At 27.9% G+C, this 26,742-nt stretch carries 22 protein-coding genes, 1 other RNA gene and 1 pseudogene; 16 read left to right on the top strand and 8 right to left on the bottom strand.

Annotation, left to right across the window (positions count from 1 at the left end; translation table 11 throughout):
• Nucleotides 1–2 precede the first annotated feature (2 nt).
• Nucleotides 3–1,088, bottom strand: coding sequence for a DNA sulfur modification protein DndB (gene dndB / locus I6U51_RS19700; protein WP_211144277.1), 1,086 nt, complete (start codon nucleotides 1,086–1,088; stop codon nucleotides 3–5).
• An 853-nt stretch (nucleotides 1,089–1,941) separates the two neighbouring features.
• Between dndB and I6U51_RS19705 the strand changes: the two genes are divergently transcribed.
• The 6 genes from I6U51_RS19705 (at nucleotide 1,942) to I6U51_RS19725 (ending at nucleotide 10,746) form a co-directional block, all read left to right on the top strand.
• Nucleotides 1,942–2,823 (top strand): hypothetical protein, encoded by an 882-nt coding sequence (locus I6U51_RS19705; protein ID WP_211144278.1) that lies wholly within the window; start codon nucleotides 1,942–1,944, stop codon nucleotides 2,821–2,823.
• A gap of 177 nt (nucleotides 2,824–3,000) precedes the next feature.
• On the top strand, nucleotides 3,001–3,741 hold the full coding sequence (locus I6U51_RS19710; protein WP_211144279.1) for a hypothetical protein: 741 nt from the start codon (nucleotides 3,001–3,003) through the stop codon (nucleotides 3,739–3,741).
• A 643-nt stretch (nucleotides 3,742–4,384) separates the two neighbouring features.
• On the top strand, nucleotides 4,385–5,209 hold the full coding sequence (locus I6U51_RS24875; RefSeq protein ID WP_246517520.1) for an AAA domain-containing protein: 825 nt from the start codon (nucleotides 4,385–4,387) through the stop codon (nucleotides 5,207–5,209).
• Complete coding sequence (locus tag I6U51_RS24880) at nucleotides 5,167–6,507, top strand: AAA domain-containing protein (RefSeq protein ID WP_246517522.1); 1,341 nt, start codon at nucleotides 5,167–5,169, stop codon at nucleotides 6,505–6,507. Before I6U51_RS24875 ends, I6U51_RS24880 begins: the two co-directional genes overlap by 43 nt.
• A 382-nt stretch (nucleotides 6,508–6,889) precedes the next feature.
• Nucleotides 6,890–8,017, top strand: coding sequence for an ATP-binding protein (locus I6U51_RS19720; protein WP_211144280.1), 1,128 nt, complete (start codon nucleotides 6,890–6,892; stop codon nucleotides 8,015–8,017).
• A gap of 278 nt (nucleotides 8,018–8,295) precedes the next feature.
• Nucleotides 8,296–10,746, top strand: coding sequence for an ATP-binding protein (locus tag I6U51_RS19725; protein WP_211144281.1), 2,451 nt, complete (start codon nucleotides 8,296–8,298; stop codon nucleotides 10,744–10,746).
• Here I6U51_RS19725 and I6U51_RS19730 read toward each other — a convergent pair.
• Together I6U51_RS19730 and I6U51_RS19735 are read right to left on the bottom strand one after the other, a co-directional pair.
• A complete protein-coding gene (locus I6U51_RS19730; RefSeq protein WP_211144282.1) occupies nucleotides 10,741–11,829 on the bottom strand; it encodes a D-alanine--D-alanine ligase family protein in 1,089 nt (362 codons plus the stop codon). The two genes, I6U51_RS19725 and I6U51_RS19730, sit on opposite strands and share 6 nt — an antisense overlap.
• A gap of 51 nt (nucleotides 11,830–11,880) precedes the next feature.
• Nucleotides 11,881–12,819 (bottom strand): tyrosine-type recombinase/integrase, encoded by a 939-nt coding sequence (locus I6U51_RS19735; RefSeq protein WP_211144283.1) that lies wholly within the window; start codon nucleotides 12,817–12,819, stop codon nucleotides 11,881–11,883.
• Between the two features lie 50 nt (nucleotides 12,820–12,869).
• On the opposite strand from I6U51_RS19735, the gene I6U51_RS24885 reads away from it, so the two are divergent.
• A complete protein-coding gene (locus I6U51_RS24885) occupies nucleotides 12,870–13,358 on the top strand; it encodes a DUF4351 domain-containing protein (protein ID WP_246517523.1) in 489 nt (162 codons plus the stop codon).
• A 361-nt stretch (nucleotides 13,359–13,719) separates the two neighbouring features.
• Here I6U51_RS24885 and ffs read toward each other — a convergent pair.
• An RNA gene (gene ffs / locus I6U51_RS19745) (signal recognition particle sRNA large type) lies at nucleotides 13,720–13,961 on the bottom strand.
• Between the two features lie 204 nt (nucleotides 13,962–14,165).
• Between ffs and I6U51_RS19750 the strand changes: the two genes are divergently transcribed.
• The 5 genes from I6U51_RS19750 (at nucleotide 14,166) to I6U51_RS19770 (ending at nucleotide 16,828) form a co-directional block, all read left to right on the top strand.
• Nucleotides 14,166–14,492: a hypothetical protein gene (locus tag I6U51_RS19750; protein WP_211144284.1), complete on the top strand. Its 327-nt coding sequence runs from the start codon at nucleotides 14,166–14,168 to the stop codon at nucleotides 14,490–14,492.
• Nucleotides 14,493–14,561: 69 nt separating this feature from the next.
• Nucleotides 14,562–15,656, top strand: coding sequence for an RpnC/YadD family protein (locus I6U51_RS24890; RefSeq protein WP_246517525.1), 1,095 nt, complete (start codon nucleotides 14,562–14,564; stop codon nucleotides 15,654–15,656).
• A 36-nt stretch (nucleotides 15,657–15,692) separates the two neighbouring features.
• A complete protein-coding gene (locus I6U51_RS19760; protein ID WP_211144285.1) occupies nucleotides 15,693–16,022 on the top strand; it encodes a nucleotide pyrophosphohydrolase in 330 nt (109 codons plus the stop codon).
• Between the two features lie 16 nt (nucleotides 16,023–16,038).
• Complete coding sequence (locus tag I6U51_RS19765) at nucleotides 16,039–16,530, top strand: ribonuclease domain-containing protein (RefSeq protein ID WP_211144286.1); 492 nt, start codon at nucleotides 16,039–16,041, stop codon at nucleotides 16,528–16,530.
• Nucleotides 16,531–16,552: 22 nt separating this feature from the next.
• Complete coding sequence (locus I6U51_RS19770) at nucleotides 16,553–16,828, top strand: barstar family protein (protein WP_211144287.1); 276 nt, start codon at nucleotides 16,553–16,555, stop codon at nucleotides 16,826–16,828.
• A 120-nt stretch (nucleotides 16,829–16,948) separates the two neighbouring features.
• On the opposite strand, the gene I6U51_RS19775 is transcribed toward I6U51_RS19770, so the two are convergent.
• The 3 genes and pseudogenes from I6U51_RS19775 to I6U51_RS19785 all read right to left on the bottom strand — a co-directional run.
• Nucleotides 16,949–17,731, bottom strand: coding sequence for a ribonuclease H family protein (locus tag I6U51_RS19775; protein ID WP_211144288.1), 783 nt, complete (start codon nucleotides 17,729–17,731; stop codon nucleotides 16,949–16,951).
• 101 nt (nucleotides 17,732–17,832) lie between these two features.
• A complete protein-coding gene (locus I6U51_RS19780; RefSeq protein WP_211144289.1) occupies nucleotides 17,833–18,711 on the bottom strand; it encodes a DUF6414 family protein in 879 nt (292 codons plus the stop codon).
• Nucleotides 18,712–18,880: 169 nt separating this feature from the next.
• Nucleotides 18,881–19,039, bottom strand: a pseudogene (locus I6U51_RS19785) (DUF6262 family protein); the annotation flags it as partial.
• 611 nt (nucleotides 19,040–19,650) lie between these two features.
• Between I6U51_RS19785 and I6U51_RS19790 the strand changes: the two are divergent.
• Complete coding sequence (locus I6U51_RS19790; protein WP_211144290.1) at nucleotides 19,651–20,247, top strand: serine/threonine protein kinase; 597 nt, start codon at nucleotides 19,651–19,653, stop codon at nucleotides 20,245–20,247.
• Nucleotides 20,248–20,367: 120 nt separating this feature from the next.
• Here I6U51_RS19790 and I6U51_RS19795 read toward each other — a convergent pair whose 3' ends face one another.
• On the bottom strand, nucleotides 20,368–22,641 hold the full coding sequence (locus I6U51_RS19795) for a hypothetical protein (RefSeq protein ID WP_211144291.1): 2,274 nt from the start codon (nucleotides 22,639–22,641) through the stop codon (nucleotides 20,368–20,370).
• Nucleotides 22,642–23,058: 417 nt separating this feature from the next.
• On the opposite strand from I6U51_RS19795, the gene I6U51_RS19800 reads away from it, so the two are divergent.
• From I6U51_RS19800 to I6U51_RS19810, 3 genes are all read left to right on the top strand, one after another.
• The gene (locus I6U51_RS19800) at nucleotides 23,059–24,420 is read left to right on the top strand and encodes a tyrosine-type recombinase/integrase (protein WP_211144292.1); all 1,362 of its coding nucleotides are present in this window, start codon (nucleotides 23,059–23,061) and stop codon (nucleotides 24,418–24,420) included.
• A 331-nt stretch (nucleotides 24,421–24,751) separates the two neighbouring features.
• Nucleotides 24,752–25,915 (top strand): class I SAM-dependent methyltransferase, encoded by a 1,164-nt coding sequence (locus I6U51_RS19805; protein ID WP_211144293.1) that lies wholly within the window; start codon nucleotides 24,752–24,754, stop codon nucleotides 25,913–25,915.
• Between the two features lie 80 nt (nucleotides 25,916–25,995).
• Entirely contained in the window at nucleotides 25,996–26,583 is a 588-nt protein-coding gene (locus I6U51_RS19810) for a hypothetical protein (RefSeq protein WP_211144294.1), read from the top strand.
• Nucleotides 26,584–26,742: the final 159 nt, after the last annotated feature.

Genomic DNA, 26,742 nt, shown 5'->3' on the forward strand with positions numbered 1-26,742 from the left:
AATTAATCCTCCATTTTGCAGTCATTTTCTAATTTAAGTTCGTCCTTAGCCAAAGGAAGATTTAACTTAATTTTTATAAGATTGCAAGTCAATCTTACATATGTAGCACTTTTAACAATTCTACCTGTTGGGCCAATTACTCTGCCTTGCCAATCATTTAAATTTGATCTGTGCCAATCTATATCTTTAATTTTTGAAAGGATCTCTTTCCAATCATTTGGATTATTCTTATATAAATAATTAGCAACAAGTCCTAGTGCTTCAAGAACAACAGCATTAGAACTTATGTAGTCACTTCTGAAAAGGGTTGGACTTGTATGCTTATTAAATACAAATTGCCATTCTTTCATATTCTCACAAAGTAGATCCCAAAACTCATAAACAAAAGTAGTAGTTTGAGAATCGTTGATATTTAGCTTGTTAATTAATTTTTTATTTGTTTCGTTTAAACTGCTGAGAGTAAAAAGTTTTGGTGAAAATTTAGATAAAGAAGGATTTTCTTTATCAGTATAATTTTTCAAGTAAGCATTTTCTTCAAGCAGTCCTTTAGTAAGCATAGCTATTGGATCTCTAGAGTCATATAAAATTCCAATTGATTTTGATACATTAACAGCATGCTTATTCAAATCAGCAAAAATTTGCTGACTACGCTTTAAACCTTCATCTATAAATAGAACAACAGAAATTGTTTCATCCTCAAGTTCAGGGGAAGCTTTTAATGCTTCTTCAATAGCAGCCCGTCGATGTTGGCCATCATTAATAAGTAATCTGCTGTCCATAGATACCCTTAGTACTCCAATTTTTTCATCAAAATCTTTGTTTATAGGTGTAAAATCAAATTCACCATCTATTGAAGCTGTCACAGATGAAAAAACATAATCATTTGGATTGTTAAGTATATAAGATGCCATTTCAGGAATTCTAGCTTTATTTAGAATTCTTTGAGCTCTATGCTCAGGTGGCAAATCATCTTCATTAAAAAGAAACAATTTAGATAAAATTGATAATGGACACATTATCACAAAAAAATCTCTATTTGCTTGTTTGCCTTTTACAGCTGGAAAAGTGTAATAAAAGTTACTTTTCATGATTCCTCCTACGTACGTATAAGTCTATAATTTGATTATATTACGTACGTAAAGAAAAGTAAAGAGATTTAGAACAAAAGTTCGAAAGTCACATGAATTTTTTGTTTTTTGGGGAAAAATAATCAAATTATGGCTTGACTATAATTTTAATATGGAATATTATTTTGGAAAGGGAGGAATAAAGTGCTAACAACTTTGATAAAATCAATTTGTGATTATAATAATCAAATGTATAGTAGCTAAAAACTAGTAATATTCTGGTTAAATCCAAAATTAGTTGTAAAAAGAAAGTTAATTTTCTGGTGATTTTGAAGATTATAATTAGGCTTAAGGGTATTAATTTTAATTAAAGAATATAAAATAGTCAATTATAGTTTGCATATTAGAAAAACGAATTGTTATTTGGAAAAAATTTAAAAAGTGTATGTATATGATTAAATATAATTTTTATTTAAAAATAAAAAAATGAAGCCTAAAACAAGGTTGCAGCCTTGCATAGCCCCATTTAAAATTAATGTAATCATATAGTGACTACTTAATAAAATCTTCTGTTGTAGTTTAACATAAACTTAATTTTTTTTCAAGTTCAAACTATTTCTGGCTATATTTTTGCAGAGATATAGTTGGAAATCAAATTAAATTTAGAAAGGAGTATATTTTATAATAACAATTATTTTCAATGTTATTGATTGCATAATAAAACAGAATTGTATGCAGTGAGATGCATAAGTGTAAAATTGAATTTAAGTCGATAGTTATATATTTTTTTTATTAATAATCAGAATTTGATTGATAATGAGGTTTTAGGACAATTTCACCCCTAAAATATGATAAATAGAGGTGAAGATATTTTATGGAAAAATCAAAATATATAAAACAAAACGGGGTTATTGATATAATAGATGCAAACGACGTTAATAATAGACTTTATGAGGAAGTTTATAAAGGGAATTTGTTTTGCGAAGAAGAAGGATGTATGGCCGAAGTTATATTCTATGAAAAACAAAAAGGAGGTTTTAAAAGAATATTTAAAACTAAGGCTAGAAGTGAACATAAACCTGGATGTGTTAATGAAATTTTTCATGATGGAACAAAGGGTAAAACCGTAAAATTAACTGGAGAAGATGTGAATGTTTCACAAAAGCATATTGACGATGTTTTAAATGATTCATTTAGATCTTTCTATAAAAAGGTGCACAATATAAAAGATGAAAATAAAGGAAAATTAACAAAAAAAGGTAAAAAGAAATCGCAAAAAATTTCAACTGATGATAAGAAAAATATAAGTTATATTTATAGTTCAAGCCCAACTACAAATGGCGAAGGTATTGCGGTTGAGGGGAAAAAAGAGCCATATATTTATAAAAGAGAAGTATCTGAGATTAGAGATGAAGATGATAACTCATATAAGGAAGTTCATGGCATATTAGATCAGATAAGATTTTATAAAGAAGAAGTGTTTATGGACTTAAAAGGAATAGGTGGAGGAAACATTAGCGTATATATTGGAAAACCATTTAAATCTTCTCATGAACAGGAATTTAAATTGCTGAAAAACTATAAAACTTATTTAGACCTTCAAAAAGAAAATGGCAATTTAGTTATTTGTAATTGTGTCGGTGAAATAATAAAAATAAATAAAGAGAGAGCAGTTCAGGTTTATAGTTATAGAGATGTCAAGTTGGATAATACTGGATTACTAAAAATTACTAATATGCTATCAGAAAATAAATAAATTTTTTAAAATAGCAAATTCTACATGTTCATTAGTATTCCTGGGAGATATAAATAAATTGTTAATGTATAGTTTTTGAAACATATAAATAATTAGGTAGGATAATAAAAAAATGAAATTTATAAAAGTAAAATGTGATTAAATTTTATTAAGAGAATATTAAATGGAGGGGTAAGTGTGAGTAATATTACATTTCTAATAGCGAATGCTTATAAAAATTTTGAAAATCATACTAGTGATTTTAATAATAGGACAAACAATGCGAATTCAAATAAGAAGAAACAAGTTACTATAGATGGAATAAAGGATTTATTAAAAAGAAATAAAATACTTGTGTTATTATTAACAGTGTTTATCATAAGTATTTTAACTTTTGGATTATCACTTGTTTTAAGATGGAATGACATTGTAATTGGTGGGTCTATTATTATTTATGGTATATGTATGCTTGCTATAATACCAATTGTAGATAAAAGCGATATAAAGAATTATTACAAATATAAAGATGACTACTATAATAAAATAAAGAAATTTAAAGAAGAAAAGTTAGAAAAGGAATTCTTAATAACTAGTAAATCTAAATTAGAGCAGTTAATAAAAGAATGTGATGTTACGAGTAATGAATTAAAGGAAAGTAGTAAGATAATAAAAAATAGTTCAGAGTTATGGAAAAATATTATATTACCAATAGTTACATTCGGCATAGGCACAGTTATTAAACTTGATTCCATATCTAAACTTATAACTTGGAAAATAGTTGCACAAGGTATTGTATTAGCAATCTTATTTTTATTTATGTGTATAGGTGCTTATATGATTATAAAACCAATATTAGACATTATATTTAATGATTATAGCAATAGAGTAGAAAAACTCAAAAGTGTTTTAAATGATATTTACTTAATATACTATATTTAATTTAAAAAGAAATATATGATAAATGTATGTAAACAACATAGAATATTTATAGGAACCTATGAGTTTATAATTATATATGTAAAAAAAACATAATTAATTTGAATTAGCACTATTAGCAAATTTGATACGTTCATTTTTATCAGGTGAAGTTTGGAAGCATGCCCTTGCTAAGGGATCAGGCACAAGCTCAGACAGCAAGAATGTCCTCGCTAGGATGTTAAACATCTCTCGAAATTTGTAAATATTTAGTGTAGCTCGATCAGTAAATGTTAATTATTATCTTAGTAGTGATAATAGAAAATGATTGCAATTTGTATTTTATGGATTAAGTAAGGATAACAATTTTAAAAATGAATTGGAGATAAGGTTTAAACTCTATCCATTAGATTTTTAGAGTTTAAACCTTATTTCTATTTTTTTACTGTAAAAAATAATTTATGTGTCATAAAATGGTAGTATCATTTGAAATTTTATGTCAAATAAGTTATTAATATGAATAACATAAATATATTTTGCAAATAGTTTAAATTATGTAAGGTAGATCAGATGAATGGGTAGGGATTAACTCTTTCAGGTAAAAACATTGAAAGTAGTATTGTGAATAAAAAAACATATAGAACGACAAAAATGAGAGGTAGTAATTTTGAATATTGAAAAGAACCTTATTCTTATAAAGAATGAAGATAAAACAGAAGAGGTTACATATTGTAAAAGGTCTAATCAAAAGTGTGACATTACTTTTAAAAATAATAAAACTTATACATATAGCAATTACAATGTTGTGTGGAGTACCAATTTTATAGAAATTGATACACAAACAGTTATTGCCTACGAAAATAAAATTCCAATATCAGGTATAATTAAGATTATTAAATTCCAAGAGCATAATTATATTAGATTAATATTTAAAACTGGATATCATAAGTTATATCATGTATCAGAGATAACTATAGAAAAGAATGCTTTAGAAAATTCAGCCTCTAAGAATTGCTTTACATATTTAAAGGAGCTTGCAAGTAATATTGATTTTGAAAATGATAATGATTTTATTAGTAAACAGTTTGAAGCTATGACTGCCATTAGTCCAACCAGTGTTTTAGCTAACTATTTGAATCCAAAAACAATAAGACATTTAAAAAATAATAAACAAATAATATTTCCTTTTGGATTTAATATAAGTCAAAAAGAAGCTGCAGAAAAAGCTTTGAATAATCAAATTAGCATTATTGAAGGGCCACCGGGAATTGGAAAAACTCAGACCATACTAAACATTATTGCAAATGCTATTATAGATAATAAAACAGTAGCTGTTGTTTCAAATAATAATTCTGCTACTTTGAATGTTTTTGAAAAACTTAAGAAATATATACATTATATAAAAGATTTAATAAAAGTAAAAACAGAACGATTTTTGATGAAAATGCATTGTGGAAAAAATTTAGTAATTTCATTAACGAATATCCTATAATACTTAGTACAACTCATTCTTTAAGAAAATGTGCAAGTAGGAATTATTTGTTTGACTATGTTATCATAGATGAATCTTCCCAGATTGATATAGTTACTGGGGCTTTGGCTTTTTCCTGTGCTAAAAATGTTGTTATTGTAGGAGATTTAAAACAGTTGCCTAATGTAGTTACTAAAGAAAATAAAGATATTAGTAATAGTATTTATGATAGATATAAGTTAAATGAAGCCTATAAATATTCAGAGAATAGTCTGCTATCTTCAATAAGCATGCTATATAGTGAGGTACCTAAGACATTACTCAGGGAGCACTATAGATGTCATCCTAAAATAATAGATTTTTGCAATAAGAAATTTTATGATGATCAACTGATTATTTTAACGGATGAAAGTTCCTGTGATAAACCTTTAGAAGTGTATAAAACAGTAAAAGGTAATCATGAAAGAAACCACTATAATCAAAGACAAATAGATGTAATATTAAAAGAAATAATTCCAAAATTAAAAGAAAATAAATCTGTAGGAATAGCGTCACCTTATAGAAATCAGATAAAGGAATTAAAAGATGTTATTAGTAGTGAAGATATTGAAATTGATACAGTACATAAATATCAAGGAAGGGAAAAAGAAATAATGATCCTTTCAACGGTTTCAAATGAAGCAAATGATTTTATGGATAATGCTAATCTTCTAAATGTAGCCATATCAAGAGCGGAGAATAAATTAATTATCGTTGTTTCTGACAATGAAGAATTACTGAATAGCAGTAATATTGGAGATTTAATTAGATATATACAATATAACAACCTGGAAATCATAAATAGTAGTATATATTCTATATTTGACTTGCTATATAGTTCATATTCAGAACAATTGCTGGAGTTTATTAAAAAGAATAAAAAAGTTTCTAAGTATAATTCTGAAAATTTAATGAATTCGTTAATAGAAAAAGTATTAGCTTGTGAAGAATTCAAGTCATTAGGTAAGGTTTTACACTACCAACTTAATATGCTTATTCGTGATACTTCGAAATTAGATGAAAAAGAATTAAAATATGTAACAAATCCATTAACTCATGCTGATTTTTTTATATTTAGAAAGATAGACAAAATGCCTGTTTTAGTGGTAGAGGTAGATGGATATGCCTTTCATTTGAATAATCCAGAGCAATTGGAACGGGATAAGATGAAAGATAGAATTTTAGCGAAATATAATATACCAATATTAAGATTACCTACTAATGGAAGTGAGGAAGAAAAGAAGCTTAAAGAGAAACTAATTGAGGTATTGAATATTTAACTACAGTAATTCCCATATCAGTCCCTTCAGTACAAATATAATCTGAAGGGACTTTTATTTTCATTTAGCTATATATAAAAGTTTCTTCACATTAAAAATAATCGATTAGGAAAGTAAAAAGATATGAACCTTTTTCAGATATTAGGAAAAAGTATTTTAGAGATTCCAGATGAAATAATATGAGATAAACTGAATTGGCAGATAAAATAGAAGTATTAAAACAGGTTGTAAATAAAATAGTTAAGGATCAAAAGGCCATATGAACTAGTATTGTTTAGCTACCTAAGTAAAAATATTGTAATGATTTGTAATATTTATGAATAGTATTATATTGATATCAATAATATTAGAGATGATAAAAATAAATAATAATTTAATTTCTATGGAGCCATATAAAGATATTTTCATTAACATACTGACAAGGGATATCGATTTTAAAGATGCAATTTTAGATTTAGTAGACAACTCAATTGATGCTGCTAAGAAAACTAAAAAAACAAACGATTTAACAAACTTTGAAATTAAAATAACAATTGATAAAAGCAAATTTGTAATAAATGATAACTGTGGAGGCATTAGTATAGATACTGCTACAAAGTCTGCATTTAGATTTGGCAATGATAAGACAAGCAGTCATGATGATCAATCAGTAGGAAGATTCGGCATTGGTATGAAAAGAGCTATTTTTAAAATAGGAAATATGATAACAGTTGAGGCAGCAACAGAAAAGGAATATTTTAAGGTAATAATTGATGTGCTTGATTGGCAAAAACAGAAAGATTGGGATATTAAGTTCAAGCAGGTAATAGAGAATAAAAATAAAATGGTTGGGACAACCATTAAAGTAACCAATCTTAAAGAAGATACAACAAGGAAATTTACCCAAGGTACTTTTATAGTAGCTCTTGAAGAATCAATAAGAGAAAAGCATAGTGATGCCTTAGAGAATGGTATAAGAATTACATTAAATAACTTTGTTATCGATCCATTACCTAAAGAAAAACAGGTAAAAGTTACTGAACTAAAAATAAAGGAGAAGGGATTTACAGGTTCCATTTCTGTATATAAAGCTGAATGTAATAAAAAACTAGCCGGATGGTATATAAAATTTAATAATCGTGTAATTATAAAAGCTGATAAGTCACAGCTAACAGGTTGGGGACTTTCGAAGATAAGAGATAAAATGAAGACGGGGGAATTTGAAGAAAGGTTTTCTTCTTTTAGAGGATATGTAGACTTAAAGGATACTAAATTTAGAATGTTACCTTTTAATACAACAAAGAATTCAGTTAATACAGACTCCGAGGAGTATGAGAAAATACTAGATTATATGGTTGAAGCTATGAATAAATCTATGCAGCATTTTCGTGATTTAGGATTAAGATGCATTTCATATAAGAGACCTGTTGAGCAGGTGACAAAACTTATGAAGTTATTAGATTTTAAATATGCTAAGGACGTTGGGGAGTATACTTACGATCAATATATAAAACACAACAATATTAAATAAGAACAAATGTTTGTGCAATTACTGGTAAAGTAAACCATACTATATCTATAAGTATTGGAGGGATATAGTATGGTTTATTCGTTTGTTGAAAAGAACTCTATTATGAAACTTTAATAAAAGAAAAAGTCAAAGCTAAGGAATAGATAAAATCTGTAAATGTGTGAGATATTATGATGTTAATTTACATTTTTTAATATTAAAGTTAATTTTATGGGAGGAAAATAATTTATTTTATCGAATTATATACAAATAACTATAAATTATTTGGAGGTCACTGTATGCTAACTTTAAAACAGCATGGAATTTACTCAGAAATAGAAAAAATAATATCAGTTAATAGTAATACTGATTATATTTATTTTGAGGGCCCAACAGGAAGTGGAAAATCAAAAATAATCCTAGATTTTATTTCAAATGTTTTAAGCCAATTCGAGAATTGGTCTTTTTATTACATAGAAGGTAAAGACCCCTTTGTAGAATCATATGCCACCATTACACTTTCGAATTCAGATAAGACTAAGTCAAATAAATATCAGTTATCAAATGTAAATTTTAATTTGGGGTTTAGTATACCTGCAATAATGAGTTTGGGTATTACAACTAGTTTTAAAAAGAATAGCATATTTGACGATAAAACAAATTCTGTATTAGTTGAACTAAATAAGCATGAAAATGAGAACATTGTAATAGTAGCAGATAGTTTTCAACTATGGGATTCTGCTTCTCAAGAATTATTAAATACTATTATTAATTATCCTAATGTAATAAAAGGCAAAAGAGTGATAATTTTAATTATAGCTGATGAAGATGATCCTATTATAGAAAAATGTGATTATATTAATAGGTTTAAGAAAAAAAGTCATAATATAAAAATCAAAATGCTTGACAGAGATGAATTGAAAGAAATTTCAAAGGTTTTAGGCTATACCATTGGTCTGAGTAATGAACTAAAAGATATTATTATGTCGATAACAGGTGGAAATATTAGTTTTATAAAAATGTTTCTTGAAGAATATACAGATTCAAAATCAGATAATTTTATATTAAATTATAATAATATAGATATTATGAATTTATTAGATAACCGCATGGAGCAGTTTGGAGAAAAAAAAGCTGATTTCATGGAGGTTTTGGAAGTATCTTCAATTCCTAAAGGTGCATTTAATTCAACTGAAATACAATATCTTTATAATAAAGATGTAGTTGATGTGGAGAATGTTTTAGACGAATCGCAAAAAGCATCTATTTTAAAAGGTGAAATAGAATTTATGTTTTCTAATTATTTAGTTAGAAACTTATTTTATAAAAAACTAAACGGAAAAAGTAAAATATTTCATAAAAAGTATGCTGAGTATTTAAAGAAATACAAACCTGAAAATTATATCAGTAGAGCATATCATTTGAAATTATCGAATTTAAACGATACTATTGAAATAATTAATTTACTATCAATAGCTTATTGTAGAAGTTTAGAAAACAATAACAATTTCTCTGAATCAAATTCAATTTTAATGCAAATTGAAAAATTGAAAGATGAATCGTCAAATGATAGAGAAGTAATGAATTTATATGATAATTTTATTAATTTAAAATCTGCATACGAAAGTTATTACCAAGAAAAGTATGATGAAGCTAATGATGAATTATTAAAAATTCCAGCAATAGGCCCTTTTCTATTTACAGCAGAAGTAGCCAGATTTCATCTTATTGTAAAATCATTACTAGATATGGATACTGAAAATATATATGAAGCAGCTAAGGTTTTAAATGAAAAAATGAATGATTTATATATAGATGAAAGAGATGAATGGTGTCGATGTGCATTGGTACTCTTTTCTACCTATGCTAATAAATTAAATGATTGTAATTCTAGTAAAGAAGTTTATACTCAATTAGGAAAATTAATATCTAAATCTTATAATAATAGCAGTCTTCAGTATTTGAAGAATATAATATATAGAAAAGCTTGCATCTTTCAAACACCAGTAGAAGCTGAGAGGAGTACTTCTGAAAGTATAAAGTACTTTTATGAAAATGGAGATATATATCAATATTATATGTCATGTTGTAATCACTCTGGAAATTTAATTATTTTAGGTAAGTATGATGAAGCAATATATTCTTTATATGCTTGTCTAAATTCAATTAGAAAATATAAATTTATTAAATTCCCGACACAGCAAAAAATATATAATAATCTATATTTGGCCTATTTCTTACGAAATTATCATAGTGATACTATTTCAAAAGAATATATAATTAAAATGAAAAGGAAGTTTGAAAAATTAATAAATGACCAATATAACGAGAGCAATGCAATCATACATATAAATTTGATTAATATCTGCGCTATTCTAGGAGAATATAATGAATGTTTTATAAAACTCAATACTCTTGAAAATGATATATTGGATAATAATGATGATGAATTTTACAAATATTATTTGTATAATATAAAGTTTGCACTAAATTCATTAACCCAAAATTGGGACGAAGCAGCTAAGAATTTAAATGATTTAAATAACTCTTTTCCTAATTATTTTACAAAGATAAAACGAAAAATAAATAACCGTAACAAATCTCTCCAACTTTTACTGGACGATAAAATAACTTTATCACCAAAAGAATTGGATAAATGGATATATAAAAATTCAAAAAAGGACGATTGCTCTTGCAACTTTTTCTGTAGGTTATTTCTTTTTTCAGATTTACAATTTACTTCATTATAATGAATTCAATAGATTCTTATATCTTAAGTAAGTCATACCGATTATGGTTGAGTAAATTTCATTATACGGAATACATAAATTTTCAAATGCAAAAGCAAAAGAACTATGTTTTGTTGTGTATGGAGTTGAAGCAATATCAATTAAATAGGGGTTGCCAAAATTATCAATTCTAAAGTCAATTCTACCATAATTTTGTAATCCAATAATTTTACCTATTTTTGCTGATAATTCTTGAATAAATAAACATTGTTTTTTGTTTATTACCTCGGATAAGTTATAAAAATTATAATCATCCTCAAATGAACGTTCATAAGTTAAAATTTCTGTGCTTAGATTAGGATTATTGTTAATTGATATACCTACAGGAGACATAGTATGTACTTTATCAGAGATTATAAGTGGAACTTCGCATTCAAATCCAGATATAAATTCTTGTACAAACAGAGCTTCTTTTCTATTAATAAATATATTTTCTAAAAAATCTAAAGAATTTTTATTGAAAGTATTAATTGAGTTATTGTCCATACCTATACTTGCGGATTCAGACATAGACTTTACAATAATTTGTGTTCCTATAGTAGGTTTAGAATCATTAAGCCATTTATTTTGGCCAATATATATCCAACTTTTAGGTATAGGTATACCATGCGCTTCTAAATATTTGGAATATGTATATTTAGCTCTGCATAATGAAATTACAAATGCATTTGAGCCAGTATATGGTACTGTTATGAGGTCACAAAATGATGGAATGAGAGATTTTTTTCCTGGCTTTTTACCGTTTCTTGCTAAATTATAAACAATCTTGTTTTCAATGTTAAATTTTTTGTTTAATATATCAGACATAAAATTTATTTCATTAAAAAAAGCATGTACATAAAATTCTGAAGTCTGGATACCATCTAAAATTTCTGAATATTCTTCATCAGTAAAAAACTCATTTTCATCTGAATATTGTATTTCCATATTTTCAATAATCTTTGTTTTTGAACGAGAATTACTAATTAGAGCAATTTCAACTTCTTGATTAATGTTTGAAGTTGCTTTAAGTATTCTGTCAATAGTATTTTTTATTTCATTCATAATAAAACCTCCAAATAATTTATAGTTATTTGGAGGTATTAGCATAAAAAATTAAATCTTTAAAAGATTCCTAGCATTAAATTTTAATAAAACCTGTTTCTTCCTTTCAGTAGATACCTCTGTATATATCTGAGTAGTAGTAATACTAGAATGGCCTAGTATTTCCTGTACAGATCTAATATCCGCCCCATTATTTAAAAGTTGAGTTGCGAAAGTATGTCTAAGATAATGAGGAGTAGATTTTGTATCAATTCCTGCTAGCTGTCTGTATTTTTCATATATATTTTCAATTGAATATATAGAAAGCTTGTCACCATATTTATTGATAAAGAGAGCATCGCATTTTGGGTTTAAATTTTCTCTTTCTATAATCCAAGTATTGAGGATATTTATAACATCGGTACTGGATATAAATAGAAGTCTATCTTTTCTTCCTTTACCGTGAATCAAAAGGGTTTGTTCTTCTAAGGTTATATCATTTAATTCAATGTTAACAAGTTCACCTATCCTTATACCTACACAATACAATAATTCAATTATTGCTGCATTTCTTATGCTAATAGTCTTTCTGAATTCTGTCTGAATATCTTTTAATTCTTCAATTGGTGATTTTAAAAGTTTTATTATATCTTGAGAGGGTAAAGTTTTAGGAAGTTTTTTTGAAGTTTTAAAGGAAATTCTCATATTATCAAAAGGTGACTTACTTATAATATAATTATTGACTAAATATTTAAAAAAGGATTTTAAGGAAACATATTTTCTTTTTATTGATGTATCTTTCATTTCTTTGATATTTTGTAGCCAAAAAATATATGAGTTTATGGTGCTAATATTTATAGTGTTAATTGAGTTTTCTTTCAGCCACCTCAAAAAGCTTGATAAATCCGAATAGTAAGCTTTAGTGCTTTTTTCAGTGAGATTTCTTTCTATTTTAAGAGTACTTATATAATTATTAATGTTATCACTCATAATTTTTACATTACATTCCATAGTCTTCCTCCAATTCTTCTGCAATAATATTATAAATAAATTACAGAATTATGTCGATATGTGAAAGACAAATAGATAAAAAAAGCTTAAATAATGAAGAGCTTACTAATGAGGAAATATTGGGTCTTACGTTTATACCATTAATGAAAGGAAAATTAACTAGAACGGAAAGAACCATAAAAAGTATAGAATTAGCAAATAAGATAGAAACAGGAGAAAAAAAGATAAAGTGTCTTACAATGCTATATGCACTTTTAGAGAAGTTTGGAGATGAAGAAAGTAAGAAAAAATTCAAGGAGGTATTTAATATGACTGAGATAGGTAAAATGATATTGGAAGATGGAATGGCAAAAGGGATGGAAAAAGGAAGAGCTGAAGGAAAAGTAGAGCTTTTGCTTAAGCAATTAACTAAAAAATTCAAAAAAATACCGGAAGAATATAAAAAAAAGATAAAAGAATTGCCAGATGAAACACTTGAAATAATAGGGTTAGAGATATTTGATATAGAAGATATTAAAGAGCTGGAGAAATATTTTTAATTTATAAATTTGGAGTAGAAGCTATTGTCATATAACAACTGGTGGTGCTCCAATAGATATAGTTAAAGTTGATAGTTTAGCATTAATAAATAAAGAAAATTGAAATGGTAAAGACACCTGGAATCAAATTCTTGAGGAAAGCTTTGTATATTAATTATGAGAATAAGGTAGGAGGTACACAAATGAAATGGGAGGATGTAAGAAAGCAATATCCTAATATTTTTGTAAAGTTTGAGATAGTTGAATCTCATATTGAAGAGGATAAGGAAATAGTAGACGAAGTTGCTTTTATTAAGGCTATTAAAGACGGAAAAGAAGCTATGGTGGAACATTTAAAATGTAAAAATAGTCAGTATGTATATCGTGCACCCACTGTTGACCTAGTTAGCTCAAACCAGGTTGTTCCACGGCACTTAAAAGTGATCACTTACCGCTGCTTCCTTCCGGATCTGACGGAGTTCATGAGTTTCTGCTGCATGGGACCCAGTTCTCAATACCACTTTGACCAGGCAGGCCCAACAGACTAAAGTCTATAGGGGGAATTCAATCCTGCTGTAGCGGATTGCAGGTTACAGGGCACCGCTGGCTCCCCATCTAGCACGAATTCTATCTTTAAGTTAGTCATCCTCTTGCTGTGAAAATATAATAACATAATTTAAATCCTTATTCAAGAATATATAAATAGTAATTATTACCTAATATTAAGATTACTTATTTAGGATGGATTAATAATTGAACTAACATGTAATTATAAAAGCTGATAAGTCACAGCTAACAGGTTGGGGGCTTTCGAAGATAAGAGATAAAATGAAGACTGAGGAATTTGAGGAAAGGTTCTCTTCTTTTAGAGGATATGTAGACTTAAAGGATACTAAATCTAGAATGTTACCTTTTAATACAACAAAGAATTCAGTTAACACAGACTCCGAGGAGTATGAGAAAATACTAGATTATATGGTTGAGGCTATGAATAAATCTATGCAGCATTTTCGTGATTTAGGATTAAGATGCATTTCATATAAGAGACCTGTAGAGCAAGTGACAAAACTTATGAAGTTATTAGATTTAAAATATGCTAAGGATGTTGGTGAGTATACTTATGATCAATATATAAAAAACAACAATATCAAATAAGAACAAATGTTTGTATAATTACTGGTAAAGTAAACCATACTATATCTATAAGTATTGGAGGGATATAGTATGATTTATTCGTGTGTTGAAAAGGATTATTTTATAGCTTTAATAAAAGAAGAAAACAATAATTATGGAGGGAAGAAGAGAAAAAATCATATTCAGATGGATAAAATTTTAAAGCGTTTATTTACACTAAAAAACACTATACCAATTATAGATTTTCTTAACGCAGCCTATAATGACGATATATCTTATGAAGCTAAACTATATTATGCAGATAAGGAAATTAATAATTTTGAAAAGAAAAGTAGCCGCTACATAAGTTATTATGCTGATATGTATATAAAGGTTATAGATAAGAAAAACGTTTATGAATATGAAATAGAATTTCAAACAATTTATGAAAATAGTATGGTTATAAGAATGTTTAGATATGGTTTTGAGAGAGCAGTAAATATCTCATACTACAATAGTATAAAGGAAGGTAGATTAAGAATAAAATTACCAGAACCATATCTTATAGTGTTAGAAGAAGATAAGAATGTACCTAACAGTATATACTTAGAAATAGAGATTCCAAAGCAAGATACAATTACATATAGTTGTAAAGTATTGAAGTATTTTAGCTATGATATTGATAAACTATTAAAGGAAAATATGTATCTACTGCTGCCACTGCAGGTATTTAGATTAAGAAAGAAAATGTATCAAATAAGTATTAGTAATCTACTCTTTGAAGAAAAGAAAAGTAAAATGATCGACGTGTATAATGAATTGAAAATAGTTATAGAAGATACTTTAAAAGCTATAGATTTATCGTATAATGGTAATAAGATAACTTTAGAAGATTATGATGAAATGACATCTACTATAGAAAACATTAACTCATATTTTTTAGGCATGTATGGAAAATATACAGATTTTGATGAGGAGGTTAGGGAAATGGTGAAGAGCTTTTATGATCCTAAGGTTGAAGAAAGAGGAATAGAAAAAGGAATAGAGAGAGGAAAGATACAAGGTAAGATTGAGGAAAAAATTGAAACAGCAACAGAGATGATTAAAGATGGAGAGCCTATAGAAAAAATCAAAAAGTATACAAAGCTAGATGAAAATAAGATTTTGGAATTAATAAAACAAATAGGAACTGAAAAAGTTCAATGACAAGAAAAAAGATATGTAGACTAAGGGGGAAATAAAATGGATGATACAGAAATGACAATAGATGAGATAAGGAAGAAAATTGTTTCATTTTCAAAAGAGCGTGGCTGGGACAAAGGAGAAAGTGCTAAAGATTTAGTTATGGCTTTATCAATTGAAGCCTCTGAACTTATGGAAATTTTTCAGTGGTTACATTCAGATAAAGCCGATAGCGTAAAAGATAATGCTAATGAATTCCAACATTTAAAAGAAGAAATTGCAGATGTGTTTTGGTATTTGATAAGAATTTGTGAACATTTTCAAATTGATTTAACCAAGGCTGTTGAAGATAAAACTGTGAAAAATGCAATAAAATATCCCATTGATTAAGAAGGTGTGAAAAGGTATGAAAAAAATTTTTATGCAGAAAATTTGTTTTGTTTTTCTTTCCTTGTTTATTACAATAAGTTTATTAGGATGTTCATCAACAAATAAAAATATTGTGAATGAAAAACAAAATATAAAAACAGATTCTACAAAAAATGAAGCTGTAAAAAATAAAAAAATAATTAACGATTTTCAAGGAGTAGCTGATTATATTCATAAAAATGGACGCCTTCCTGATAACTTTATAACCAAAGAACAGGCAGCAAAGCTTGGATGGACCCCGGGTAAAGACCTTGACCAAGTGGCACCTGGTAAAAGCATAGGTGGAGATATTTTTACGAATGCAGAAAAATCATTACCAGATGCTCCTAAAAGAGTTTGGCGTGAGTGTGATATCAATTATAATGGAGGGAAAAGAGGAGCTGACAGAATACTTTATTCTAATGATGGATTGATTTATTCAACTTCAGACCATTATAAGACATTCAAGCTCTTATATAATGGAAAATAATTTTTAAAATGAGGTGGATACTTTGAATAAAGTAATTTTGGAAGGAAGTAAATTTACAGATAAAGAGACTTTACATGAAAATTTGAAGAGAGAGCTAAAGCTTCCTGATTATTATGGAAAAAACTTAGATGCGCTCTGGGATTGCTTAACTACAGATGTAAAACTACCGATTACAATTGAATGGCTAGATTTCCAAATTAGTAGGAAGCTTTTGGGGGACTATGCAGAAAGCACATTAGGAGTCTTTCGTGATGCTGAAAAGTATACAGAAGGAAGATTGCAAATACATATGAAGTGAAACTTGAATCAGATGGGAGTATTAGGGCGGGTAGTCATCGGATAAAATAGGTACAAAGCCAATGCTTAACAACTAAGCATTGGCTTGAAATTTCTAACGTAAAATGCCTAAGAAGTTTTTTCAATTCCCAGCGGCATCTCTTGCATACATATCACAAAGAGAGTTTTCAAAATGGTTGGAGTGTCCCTTTACCCATTGAAATTCAATATATTTCCCGTTACAGACGGTATCAAAGAGAAGCCAGTTCTCAATATTTTTAACAGACTCGCCATTTATAGTTTTAAAGTCATTTAATTTCCAGCAAGGAATCCATTCTGTTAGGCCTTTTCTTACATATTGGCTGTCAGTTACTATTCTTATTTTTTCGATATTCTTTAGTAATTGAATAGCTTTTATAACTGCTATAAGTTCAGCTTGGCTGCTGCCTGTTTCCTGAACCTTTTCTGTGTATAGCTTATAATTTCCTTCTAAATCCTCTATTATAAAAGCAAAACCACCATACTTTTTATTTTCAAAATAGCAAGCATCTGAAAATATCTTATAAATTTTTTCTTCGCCTTTATCTTCATCTATAACATAACTATCATTATTATTGTTTCGTTTGTCTAAAACTACTATTTTACTCCTATCATTAAAAGCTGCTACATCTTTATGATATCTTAAAATAAGTTTGACATTGAAACCCACATAATAAGTATCTATACGCTTATTATGAAGCATTTTTCTAAGTTGATATTCGTTAGCCTTAAGACAATCAGTTAAGTTACTATTATGAATAAAATTCAACTCTTTTTTATAAGGGTTAAATTCTATCAATGTATCCTCTATATCATTACTTATCTTGATTTTATAATTATTATTTAGGGCATCTATTATTTCCATTTTAAATAGCAGCATCTTCATAAGAGGCACTCCTTTGGATATCTCGTGTACATTCCTGCACGCCGATTGATTTTACTTATTAGAAAATTCAACTTCAATAAAGCAGAGAGGTTTATTAAGTATTAAACATAAATGGCAACAGGTATAACATTAAGTCCTGGTCCATTTACCTTCGTGGTAAAATTATCTGGTACCAATATTCCATTACTATTTAGTACCGCTAAGTAAGGGGCTAAAGATTCTAGGAATCTATTATAATAATCGCTTGTAGCTGTTTTTCTTAGTAAATCAAAATAATTATCTACATCTACAATTCTTGAAACCTTCCCCAAAACCCTTAATTCTGAATGTGCTAAATCATATACGTAAGCATTTTTATTTGAAAAGTCATTTAAATTTACAGTTAATACCACATTAAAACAGTTTATATTTAGTACTATGTCAGTTGTATTATTCATACTTAAAGAATTGCTTAAAAATTTTAATTGGTTTAATATAAATGTAATATTAGTTATACCAGCTAATTTTTCTCTTATTAAGTTGTCTAAAATTTTAATATCATAGGACTCTATTACACCTATCAATGTATTAATCGATGACAAAAGCGATGTTGTTGTCATATTCGCAGTAAATTCCACATATTCACAACACTTTATTTTACTATCAAAAATATCTTTCTCTATTATTTGTTTAATCATATTTTTGTCAAGCAGCATATCTCTAACGATATTAAATCTAGAGAAATCCGTAAATATTATGTTCGAATTAACATCCTTTAAAAAGTTTATTTCGCCATGAAATTTTCCAAAATCCTTTTCGTTAGTAACAACGGCTCTTTTTTGTACAGTTTCCTGAAATCTATTCTCTTGTGTTGTTCTAAAATGAGCTTCTACCTCTTCACGATTCCTAACAGTTCTACTTTGCTCAAATCCGTCACACATTAACGCAGCCAAATCTAATACTAAATCTTGATTTATATAAACTGGTATGCCATTTACCATGTATTACTCCCTTAAATTGCTATAATACATAGTATTAACGGCGTAGGGCGGAAGTTACCATTAATCTATCTTTTTAAAGCTATACTTTATCTAAGTTTAGAACTTATCATGATTCTTTAAGTGCAACTTACATCTTAATCGGTCATTTTAAAAATTCTTATTCAATTTGCAAAAAGGTTTTAGATACTCCACTGGCTGTCGCCACACTATTAAAATTAATTTTTTCTCCATTAAAGGATAGTTCTCTAATGGCTTTATCAACCTTTTCTAAAGTAATCTTTGTTTTTTCTTCTGCATATTTCTTTAATCCTTTTGTACTTCCTGCCATTATAAAATCTAAACAAATCTAAATCCTCAGTATTCTTTTGGTAAAAAATTTTGGAGGTATAAGTAATACTTTTTGCATTTTAAATATCTCACTATGGAAAAGTATATCACATTATAATGAGAAAAAACTTGATTTTTTAAGGTTCAGAGTGTTGACATATATCTAAAAGTTAACTCCTATAAACAGGATTCTTGGCTTCAGGTGGAGTTTTAAACTCCATCTGAAGCTTATTAACAGGCTTCTTAGTGTCTTTAGCACTTAGAAGGCGTTATCCTTTAGGGGAAAACGTTATCCAGGGGCGTAGCGCCACTTATCCCCAACTTTATGAAAAGCAGAGAGCCCAAATCTCTGATTTGGTGCGAATCGCTTTCACAGAGTGCAAGCAGAGAACCCAAATGTTAAGCAGGCATCCAAAATCTATGATTTTGAGATGATCGCTTACACAGCGTGCTGATTTGGTGTGAATCGTTTTCACAGAGTACGTTGGGGTGTTAGTGGCGGTAGACATCGGATAAATCTAAGTAGCAATATACCAGCATAGGTCATATTATAAAATAACATGACCTATATTTGCTTTAATATAGGTAAAATATTTTATGAAAGGAGTTAAGATGAATAAGGAAATATATAAAAATTATGTTAAAAACTTTAATATTAATCTATTAGACTGCAAATTTCTTGGTAAAGGTCATAATGGTGTAGTTTACCTCCTTCCTAATGGAAAAGTAATTAAAATTTGCTTTGACCCTAAAAGCTGTAGAAAAGAGTACTTAATACTTAAGAAAATAAACAAGAATAAACATTTTCCTCGAGTTTATTGTATGCTAGGAAACTATATGATAAGAGACTATGTTGATGGAATAACGCTAACTAATTATATAAAGTTAAATGGTTTGAATAGAGAAGTATCAATCAAAATACTTAATTTGTTTGAAGAGTTTAATAAGTTGAGATTTTTAAAAGAAGATGTAAGATGTAAAGATATTATGGTTCAACCGGATGGTTCTCTAATGGTAATAGACCCTAAAAAATTTTATTCTAAAAAAAGAGATTTTCCTAGACATTTATCTAAGGGGCTTGACAAACTTGGTGTACTTGATTCTTTTTTATCTGTAGTTAAAGAGGAAAAACCTGATTTATATAAACTGTGGGATAAAAAAATAAATAACTATTTAGTAGAAAGACAACTAGAATATGCTCGCAAGTAATTACTTATAGAAAATTTTCAAATTACACTGTCTCAAAAATTTAAAATAGATGAATTTTTTTGATTCAAAACAAATAATTAGGAAGCCATGCATAAGTTTGAATGGCTTCCTAATTATTTATTATTCTATCATAAAATCCACATCTATGTTATTCTCCTTCAGATTGTCCACAACTAGAACTGCAGCTCTAAAGGTCTTTTTGGTACCATTAAAAGTATTAGCAACATGAAAACAGGTAGGCTTGTTATAAAACTTACAGTAGCTCATCTTGCTTATCTGCTTTTTAAAGCTTCCAAGGGTCAGAACCTCTATGTCCAGATTGTGGTCTTTGCAGTACTTTAGAAATCTATCATAGAAAACAGTGTAGTTTAATCTAAGTACCTTGTCACCATCAGAATCCTTTGTGCAGTCATAGTCAGCACCCCGTACTAGATTGCCATTTGCAGCCATTCTATTGAAGGCTTCAAGGCTGATATCCACCACACTTTTACTTTTAGTATTATCTTCTAAAAGTTCTTTTATTACAGAAGCTTTAAGTGCAGTTTCTATATCTTTAGAGGAGTAACCAGAAGCTTCTTTAAAGTTAAGTCCTAAATTTTCAAATATTTCTAAAAGAAGAGCTAATCCTAAAAGAGCATTTGTTATAGATTGTTTTATTCTCTCATTATGTATATTGTCCCCAGAGAATTTCTTGAAAAACATATCATAAGTAGCTTTTAGATTTTCTTCACTCATTTTTAATCCTCCCATCAATAAGCTGTTTCCAAGTTTGGATAATAACAGGCTGTTTTCTTTAAGATTAGTGAAGTGATTTTTAGTATCTTTGTTTAGGTTAGAGGTAGATAAAAATATTTTAAGACTTCTTTCAATATTAGCGGTTTCTGTAATACCCATTTCACCGCAGAGGATTACAGAAGAACGGGGTATGAATTCAATATTTTTACCAAGGTTTTGAGTTCCCTTGATAGTTTTGTGTGCATCATAAGAGTTTCTCATTATATTTGAAATGAGATTAACTCTGTAAGTTCCAATCTTCTTGGGCTTATATTCATCAATAATCAAAGGAAGAAAATTGCTGCTGCTTGCAAGCTTGGTAAAGGCAAAGTTGGTGCAGGTGCTGGCATCTAGAATGTTTCCTCTATATCCAAGAAGAGGAGCTGCTATATTCTCTAGAGTCTGGCTCTTTCCACTGCCGCTTTGACCTTCTATTAAAAGATGGTTGTATTTTATTCCAATATGTTCAAGCTTACCCTTTAGGAATAAGCCGCAAAGATATGGAATTAATGTAGCAGTTACAGATAAATCATTAAAGTTAAAAAGAGAAGGAGCTAGAATTTGTAATTCTTCTTTTGTAATACAGGAAAATTCTAATAAATTACTGTGAGCTTCCCTGAAATCTTCAAGAACTATGGCGGAAGAATTATGATAAAGCTCCTCACTTACAGCACTATCGTTGTCAACAAAGAACCACTTTTTATTTAGTTTATGAAAGCCTTCATAGGATACACCATTTATAATGTTAGTTGTATCTGAGGATATCTTTGCTTTTATATGCTGCAGGTCTGAATTTGAACCATTGAAAACTAAGGCAAAACTATTAACTGCTTTTTTAAAGGACAGTGCATCATTAAAATCCTGTGGAGTAAAAGTCCTTTCTACAACATGATTGCTGTTACACAGTTTTAGTTCACATTTTATCAGCTCTTCATAAAGAGATATAATTATGTATTTAGCTTCTATTATAAAGTTTGTAATAAAGATTTTTCTGCCTTTGTAGTTCTTGTAATAGCAGCCATCTTCTACATGAATAGGAGAGTTGTAATTTGTATTTTTTTCAATTAAATCTGCTCCTGTTATTAGATTCTCTATAAGTTCTGGTGTTACACCATTATTAATCCACTCTGCAATACTCATGTTTTCCTTTAAATCAGGCAAATTAATAATTCCAATGCTTTTGCAGCAGCTTTTAAAACTGTTATATACAGTTTTGGAATATTGTTTGCTGTGATTACTATTATTCGGGAAGATTATAAGGTTAGCTCTTTTTATTTGCTGAGCATAGTTTTTGCTGAATTTATTAAAACTTTTAAGGCCACCAAAGGTTGTAGTTGCAGTAAAGCCCATATTCTTTAGTGCATCTGCAGACTTCTCATCTTCCACATATATAATAGTTTCATTGTTTTTTATACTTTTTATTACAGATGGGAGCATATAAAGAACTGGCTCTATGCTTTTAAAATCATTGATCCATTCGCCTTTCTTATCTTTGCTGTAGCATCGAAAGCTTTTCTTTAGGTTTCCGTCTTGTAACCACTTACAGCTTTCGATTTTGTAAACTACAATGCCATCCTCATTTCTGTAATAGTATTGTGATATATTTTTGTTATTTACCATGGTAATTCACCGACCTTAGCTTTAGTTTAGATTACACTTAATATATATGTAAAGTTAAAGAAAATGGGAAAGGAAAAAGTGTTAATGAATTGTAAACATTACAGTATTACAACTTTTATAAAGTAGATAGAGTAGTAATTTTGTTTTTATGATCCCTGGCTTGTACTATAAAATATACATTTTTGTTATTTTGTAATAGTTGTATTTAGTTAATGGAAAAGCTTTATTTTGAAGGGGTAAGAGGATTACAGACTGTTGTAAGTGTGGAGTAATTGATGTAATGTTTTGATATAACTAAAATAGGAACGGATGTTTGTGTAAAAGCTGAAAATTGGACCAATACTATAGTTAAGTAAAATTTGGTATAATTAAACTAAAAGAATATTTTAATATGAGATTTAATGATGTGAGGAAATAATGAGTTTAATAATTAAGTATAATAGTTATTTATTGAAACAGGGATATAGTGATAATACTCAAAACTTATATATATACTACCTTAAGAAATTTATGTATTGGCATCAGAAAGAAATGAAAAGGTCTTTGGATCATATTAAGCTGGAGAAAAGTACAGTGACACAATATATACAATATTTATCATCAAAGTATAGTACAAGCTCTGTGAATAGCCATATTAAATTTATAGTAGCATATAATAAATTTCTTATAAATGAAGGAATACAAGAAACTATGGTTGCTGCTAATAATCTAATAATAGAAATTCCTAAGAAAAAGGTTGAAAAGATAAAAATAAATGAAAGAGATGTTGAAGCTTTACTTATGGAAGTTTGTTCAAATGACAGTATTAAAAATTCTACAATTCTCTGTCTCATAGCTTATGCAGGCTTAAGGACTAGCGAAGTAGTTGAACTTCAGTTAAAACATATAGATTTTGATAATAGAAAAATTCATATCAGTGGCAAATATACAAGAGATATACCAATGAATTCATCAGTAGAAAATTCTTTGAAATTATATTTAAAAGATGAAGAGATAATAAAAGATTATTTATTTATAAATGAAAGAAATATAAAATACACTAGTGCAGGAATACACTGGATACTTAGAAAGAATCTTTCTGACTTTAATATAACCATAAATACTTTGAGAAACTTTTATATGTCAAAACTTAAATCTCAAGGATACAGCGAAAAAGAAATAGATGAGATATGCGGCTACTCAACTAAAAAGAAGGACTATACAAATAAAAAAATAAAAGAAATGCTTACAGTTAAACAGTTTGCAGAATTAGTTGAAGTAACTCCTGCAACTATAGTTAAATGGTGTAATGATAATAAAATTAAAAGTTATAAAGACTATTGGGGACACAGACGAATACCTAGCTTAGAAGCGGAAAGATTAAAAAATGAAAATAAATGTCTAGTAGATAAAAAATACATAGAGAATTTTTTAGAAGATTTATTATCAAAGGGAAAAATTAAAGTATCAATAATTCTAATGCTTATAGCTTATGCTGGATTTAATGAAATTGAAATCTTGGATATTAAAAGAGAGAATGTAAACATAGATAAAAAAGTTATTATAATTGAAGACGGCAAAGAAGTATATATACCTCAACCTATAATTGAACCTTTAATTCAGTATTTAAGGGAAGTTCCTAGTAATCAAAAGTATTTATTTGTGAATAAATTCGGGGAAAAACATGTAAAACATAATATTAAAGATTTATTAAGAGGAAATTGCAAGGATACTAATATAACTTTATTAGTTTTAAAGAAATTTTATCGGTTAAATCTCAGTTATAATAATAGAGGTTAAAAAGATAGCATGGCGGATTGTCGAAGGTGGCATCTGCCTTTTTATTTGGCACGAAAATTTTTTATTGTTTACAATAGTAATATTATGTCAACTAAACTCTAAAGTAAACTAGCTAATTGTGAAAATCTTAAAAAGTGCGTTCTACATAATATTTATGTTTATGTTGATGGAGAAATAGTAGACATTAATGATTTGATACATTATTATAGACAATATAAGATGTAAATACTGGTAGGTCTATACTTAAGCTGAAAACAGTTGCTAATATCCTTAGAATAAGCAACGAAGCAGAATGTAGTATGACAAATATACAATAAAGTGAGTGGAAGATATGGATGAATTAAAGAAAGCATTAAGCGAAATAATACAAGAAGAAATTATAAAAGTGGTTATCAGTAATAAAGAGAATAAAGACGTTAAATATAACAAAATAACCTTTACTGCTAAGGAGAACAAGGGTAAGCAATATTATCAGATAGAAAAATTCACTGATAAACAAGTTTTTCATGAAAATATTGAAGCAAATATATTAGAAGAAAAACTAATTGAGTATTTACAGGGAAACTTCAAGCAGCTTTCTGCTTGGTCTAATATACATATATTTGATTTGAAAATATCTAAAAAAGGAAAAGTTTTCTTAGGGAAAAAGAAAAGTGATAATACAAAGGTGGCAAATAAAAGTCATAATAAAGAAAAAAACTACATCCTTAAAGAGGGAATGATTATTGAACCTCTTATAGATTTAGGTGTTTTTACAAAAGATGGTAAAGTAGTTAATTCAAAATATGATAAATATAGACAAATAAATAGATTTATAGAAATTATAGATGATGAAGTTAAGAAAAACGACTTTAAGGAACTTACGATTTTAGATTTCGGATGTGGGAAATCCTACTTAACCTTTATAATGTATTATTATTTTGTTGAGATTAAAAAAATTGATGTAAAAATGATAGGACTGGATCTTAAAGAGGATGTCATTAAAAACTGTAATGAGGTAGCTAAAAAATATAATTATGAAAATTTACATTTTGAAATTGGCGATATAAATGGATTTAAGTATAATAACAAAGTTGATATGGTAATTACACTACATGCCTGTGATACAGCAACGGATTATGCTTTATATAATGCAATAAAGTGGAATAGCAAAATGATTTTCTCTGTTCCTTGCTGTCAGCATGAGTTCAATGACCAAATGAAAACAGAAGCACTTTCTATATTGACAAGGTATGGAATAGTACAGGAAAGAGTAGCAGCACTTATGACCGATGCTGTTAGAGCTAATTTACTAGAAGCTTTAGGTTACAAAACTCAACTTCTAGAATTTATTGATATAGCTCATTCACCTAAGAATATATTAATTAGAGCGGCAAAAGGGAATATATCTAAAGATAAGAGAGAGAAAGCTTTAGCTGAGGTAAAAGCTTTAATTGAAGAATTTAACTTTAACCCAACACTGTTTAATTTATTAAAAGAAGATAAGTTAATATAAAAATTTACATAAAAAAGGAGTTGTCATCATATAAGATTATAAGGATATTATGATTCTGAGTTAGGAGAATTGTTTTAATAATGAGGGTGGAAGATTATTTTGATGGAGTAGATAATATTAATAAGAGGACTCTACATTATATAATTAACCTTAAGATTCATAAGTATAGTGATATTTTTGATAACCTAGATGACTCTCCACTAAAACTAAGGAGTATTAATAAAAACATACAGTCATACTTAAAGGATAGTTTTGCTAATATTCCAAGTAAAAATAGTACAGGTATAAGTTTTCATATTACCGGAGAAAAAAAGAATAAAGTAATGGAAGAATCCATAATGCATGCTCTACAAAGGTGCTGCTTAAGGAGACTCAAATTTAAGAGATCTGAATTAAAGTCTTCTAATATAGATACAGTTATATATGTGCTGACATCTGTCTTGCTGCTTAGTGTAGGCTTTGATTTAGAAACTGTATTTATTAAAAAAAGCGTGTTATTAAGTACAGTCTTAGAAGGAGTAAATATAGGGGGATGGATTTTTCTATGGGAAGCAATATCCATGTTACTTTTTAAATCCAAAGATATTAACAGTGAAATCCAGGAGATACATCGTATTTTGAGTTCTAATGTAAGTTTTACATATGAATTTATAACTGGAAAACATTAGACCTCAATGTGATACAAGTAAAAAGTTAGCACTACCATATAAGCAATGGTAGTGCTGACTTTTTAAAAAATTGTTTAACACTAATCTATAGATTAAGAATTTACTGTTATATAAAAATCAGGTATATGGATCATTTGATTCGCTGTACCTGATTTTTAT

The organism is Clostridium aciditolerans (genome assembly GCF_016316925.1).
In the GTDB taxonomy this organism is placed as follows: Bacteria; Bacillota; Clostridia; order Clostridiales; family Clostridiaceae; genus Clostridium_AM; species Clostridium_AM aciditolerans.

Bases quoted from the DNA above. Each gene is read 5' to 3' on its own strand.
- I6U51_RS19760 (WP_211144285.1), top strand. From the start codon at position 15,693: ATGGATGATACAGAAATGACAATAGATGAGATAAGGAAGAAAATTGTT.
- I6U51_RS24885 (WP_246517523.1), top strand. From the start codon at position 12,870: ATGTCGATATGTGAAAGACAAATAGATAAAAAAAGCTTAAATAATGAA.
- I6U51_RS19725 (WP_211144281.1), top strand. From the start codon at position 8,296: ATGCTAACTTTAAAACAGCATGGAATTTACTCAGAAATAGAAAAAATA.
- I6U51_RS19730 (WP_211144282.1), bottom strand. From the start codon at position 11,829: ATGAATGAAATAAAAAATACTATTGACAGAATACTTAAAGCAACTTCA.
- I6U51_RS19780 (WP_211144289.1), bottom strand. From the start codon at position 18,711: ATGGTAAATGGCATACCAGTTTATATAAATCAAGATTTAGTATTAGAT.
- I6U51_RS19790 (WP_211144290.1), top strand. From the start codon at position 19,651: ATGAATAAGGAAATATATAAAAATTATGTTAAAAACTTTAATATTAAT.
- dndB (WP_211144277.1), bottom strand. From the start codon at position 1,088: ATGAAAAGTAACTTTTATTACACTTTTCCAGCTGTAAAAGGCAAACAA.
- I6U51_RS19805 (WP_211144293.1), top strand. From the start codon at position 24,752: ATGGATGAATTAAAGAAAGCATTAAGCGAAATAATACAAGAAGAAATT.
- I6U51_RS19705 (WP_211144278.1), top strand. From the start codon at position 1,942: ATGGAAAAATCAAAATATATAAAACAAAACGGGGTTATTGATATAATA.
- I6U51_RS19750 (WP_211144284.1), top strand. From the start codon at position 14,166: ATGAAGACTGAGGAATTTGAGGAAAGGTTCTCTTCTTTTAGAGGATAT.
- I6U51_RS19795 (WP_211144291.1), bottom strand. From the start codon at position 22,641: ATGGTAAATAACAAAAATATATCACAATACTATTACAGAAATGAGGAT.
- I6U51_RS19775 (WP_211144288.1), bottom strand. From the start codon at position 17,731: ATGAAGATGCTGCTATTTAAAATGGAAATAATAGATGCCCTAAATAAT.
- I6U51_RS19800 (WP_211144292.1), top strand. From the start codon at position 23,059: ATGAGTTTAATAATTAAGTATAATAGTTATTTATTGAAACAGGGATAT.
- I6U51_RS19720 (WP_211144280.1), top strand. From the start codon at position 6,890: ATGGAGCCATATAAAGATATTTTCATTAACATACTGACAAGGGATATC.
- I6U51_RS19810 (WP_211144294.1), top strand. From the start codon at position 25,996: ATGAGGGTGGAAGATTATTTTGATGGAGTAGATAATATTAATAAGAGG.
- I6U51_RS24890 (WP_246517525.1), top strand. From the start codon at position 14,562: ATGATTTATTCGTGTGTTGAAAAGGATTATTTTATAGCTTTAATAAAA.
- I6U51_RS19735 (WP_211144283.1), bottom strand. From the start codon at position 12,819: ATGGAATGTAATGTAAAAATTATGAGTGATAACATTAATAATTATATA.
- I6U51_RS19765 (WP_211144286.1), top strand. From the start codon at position 16,039: ATGAAAAAAATTTTTATGCAGAAAATTTGTTTTGTTTTTCTTTCCTTG.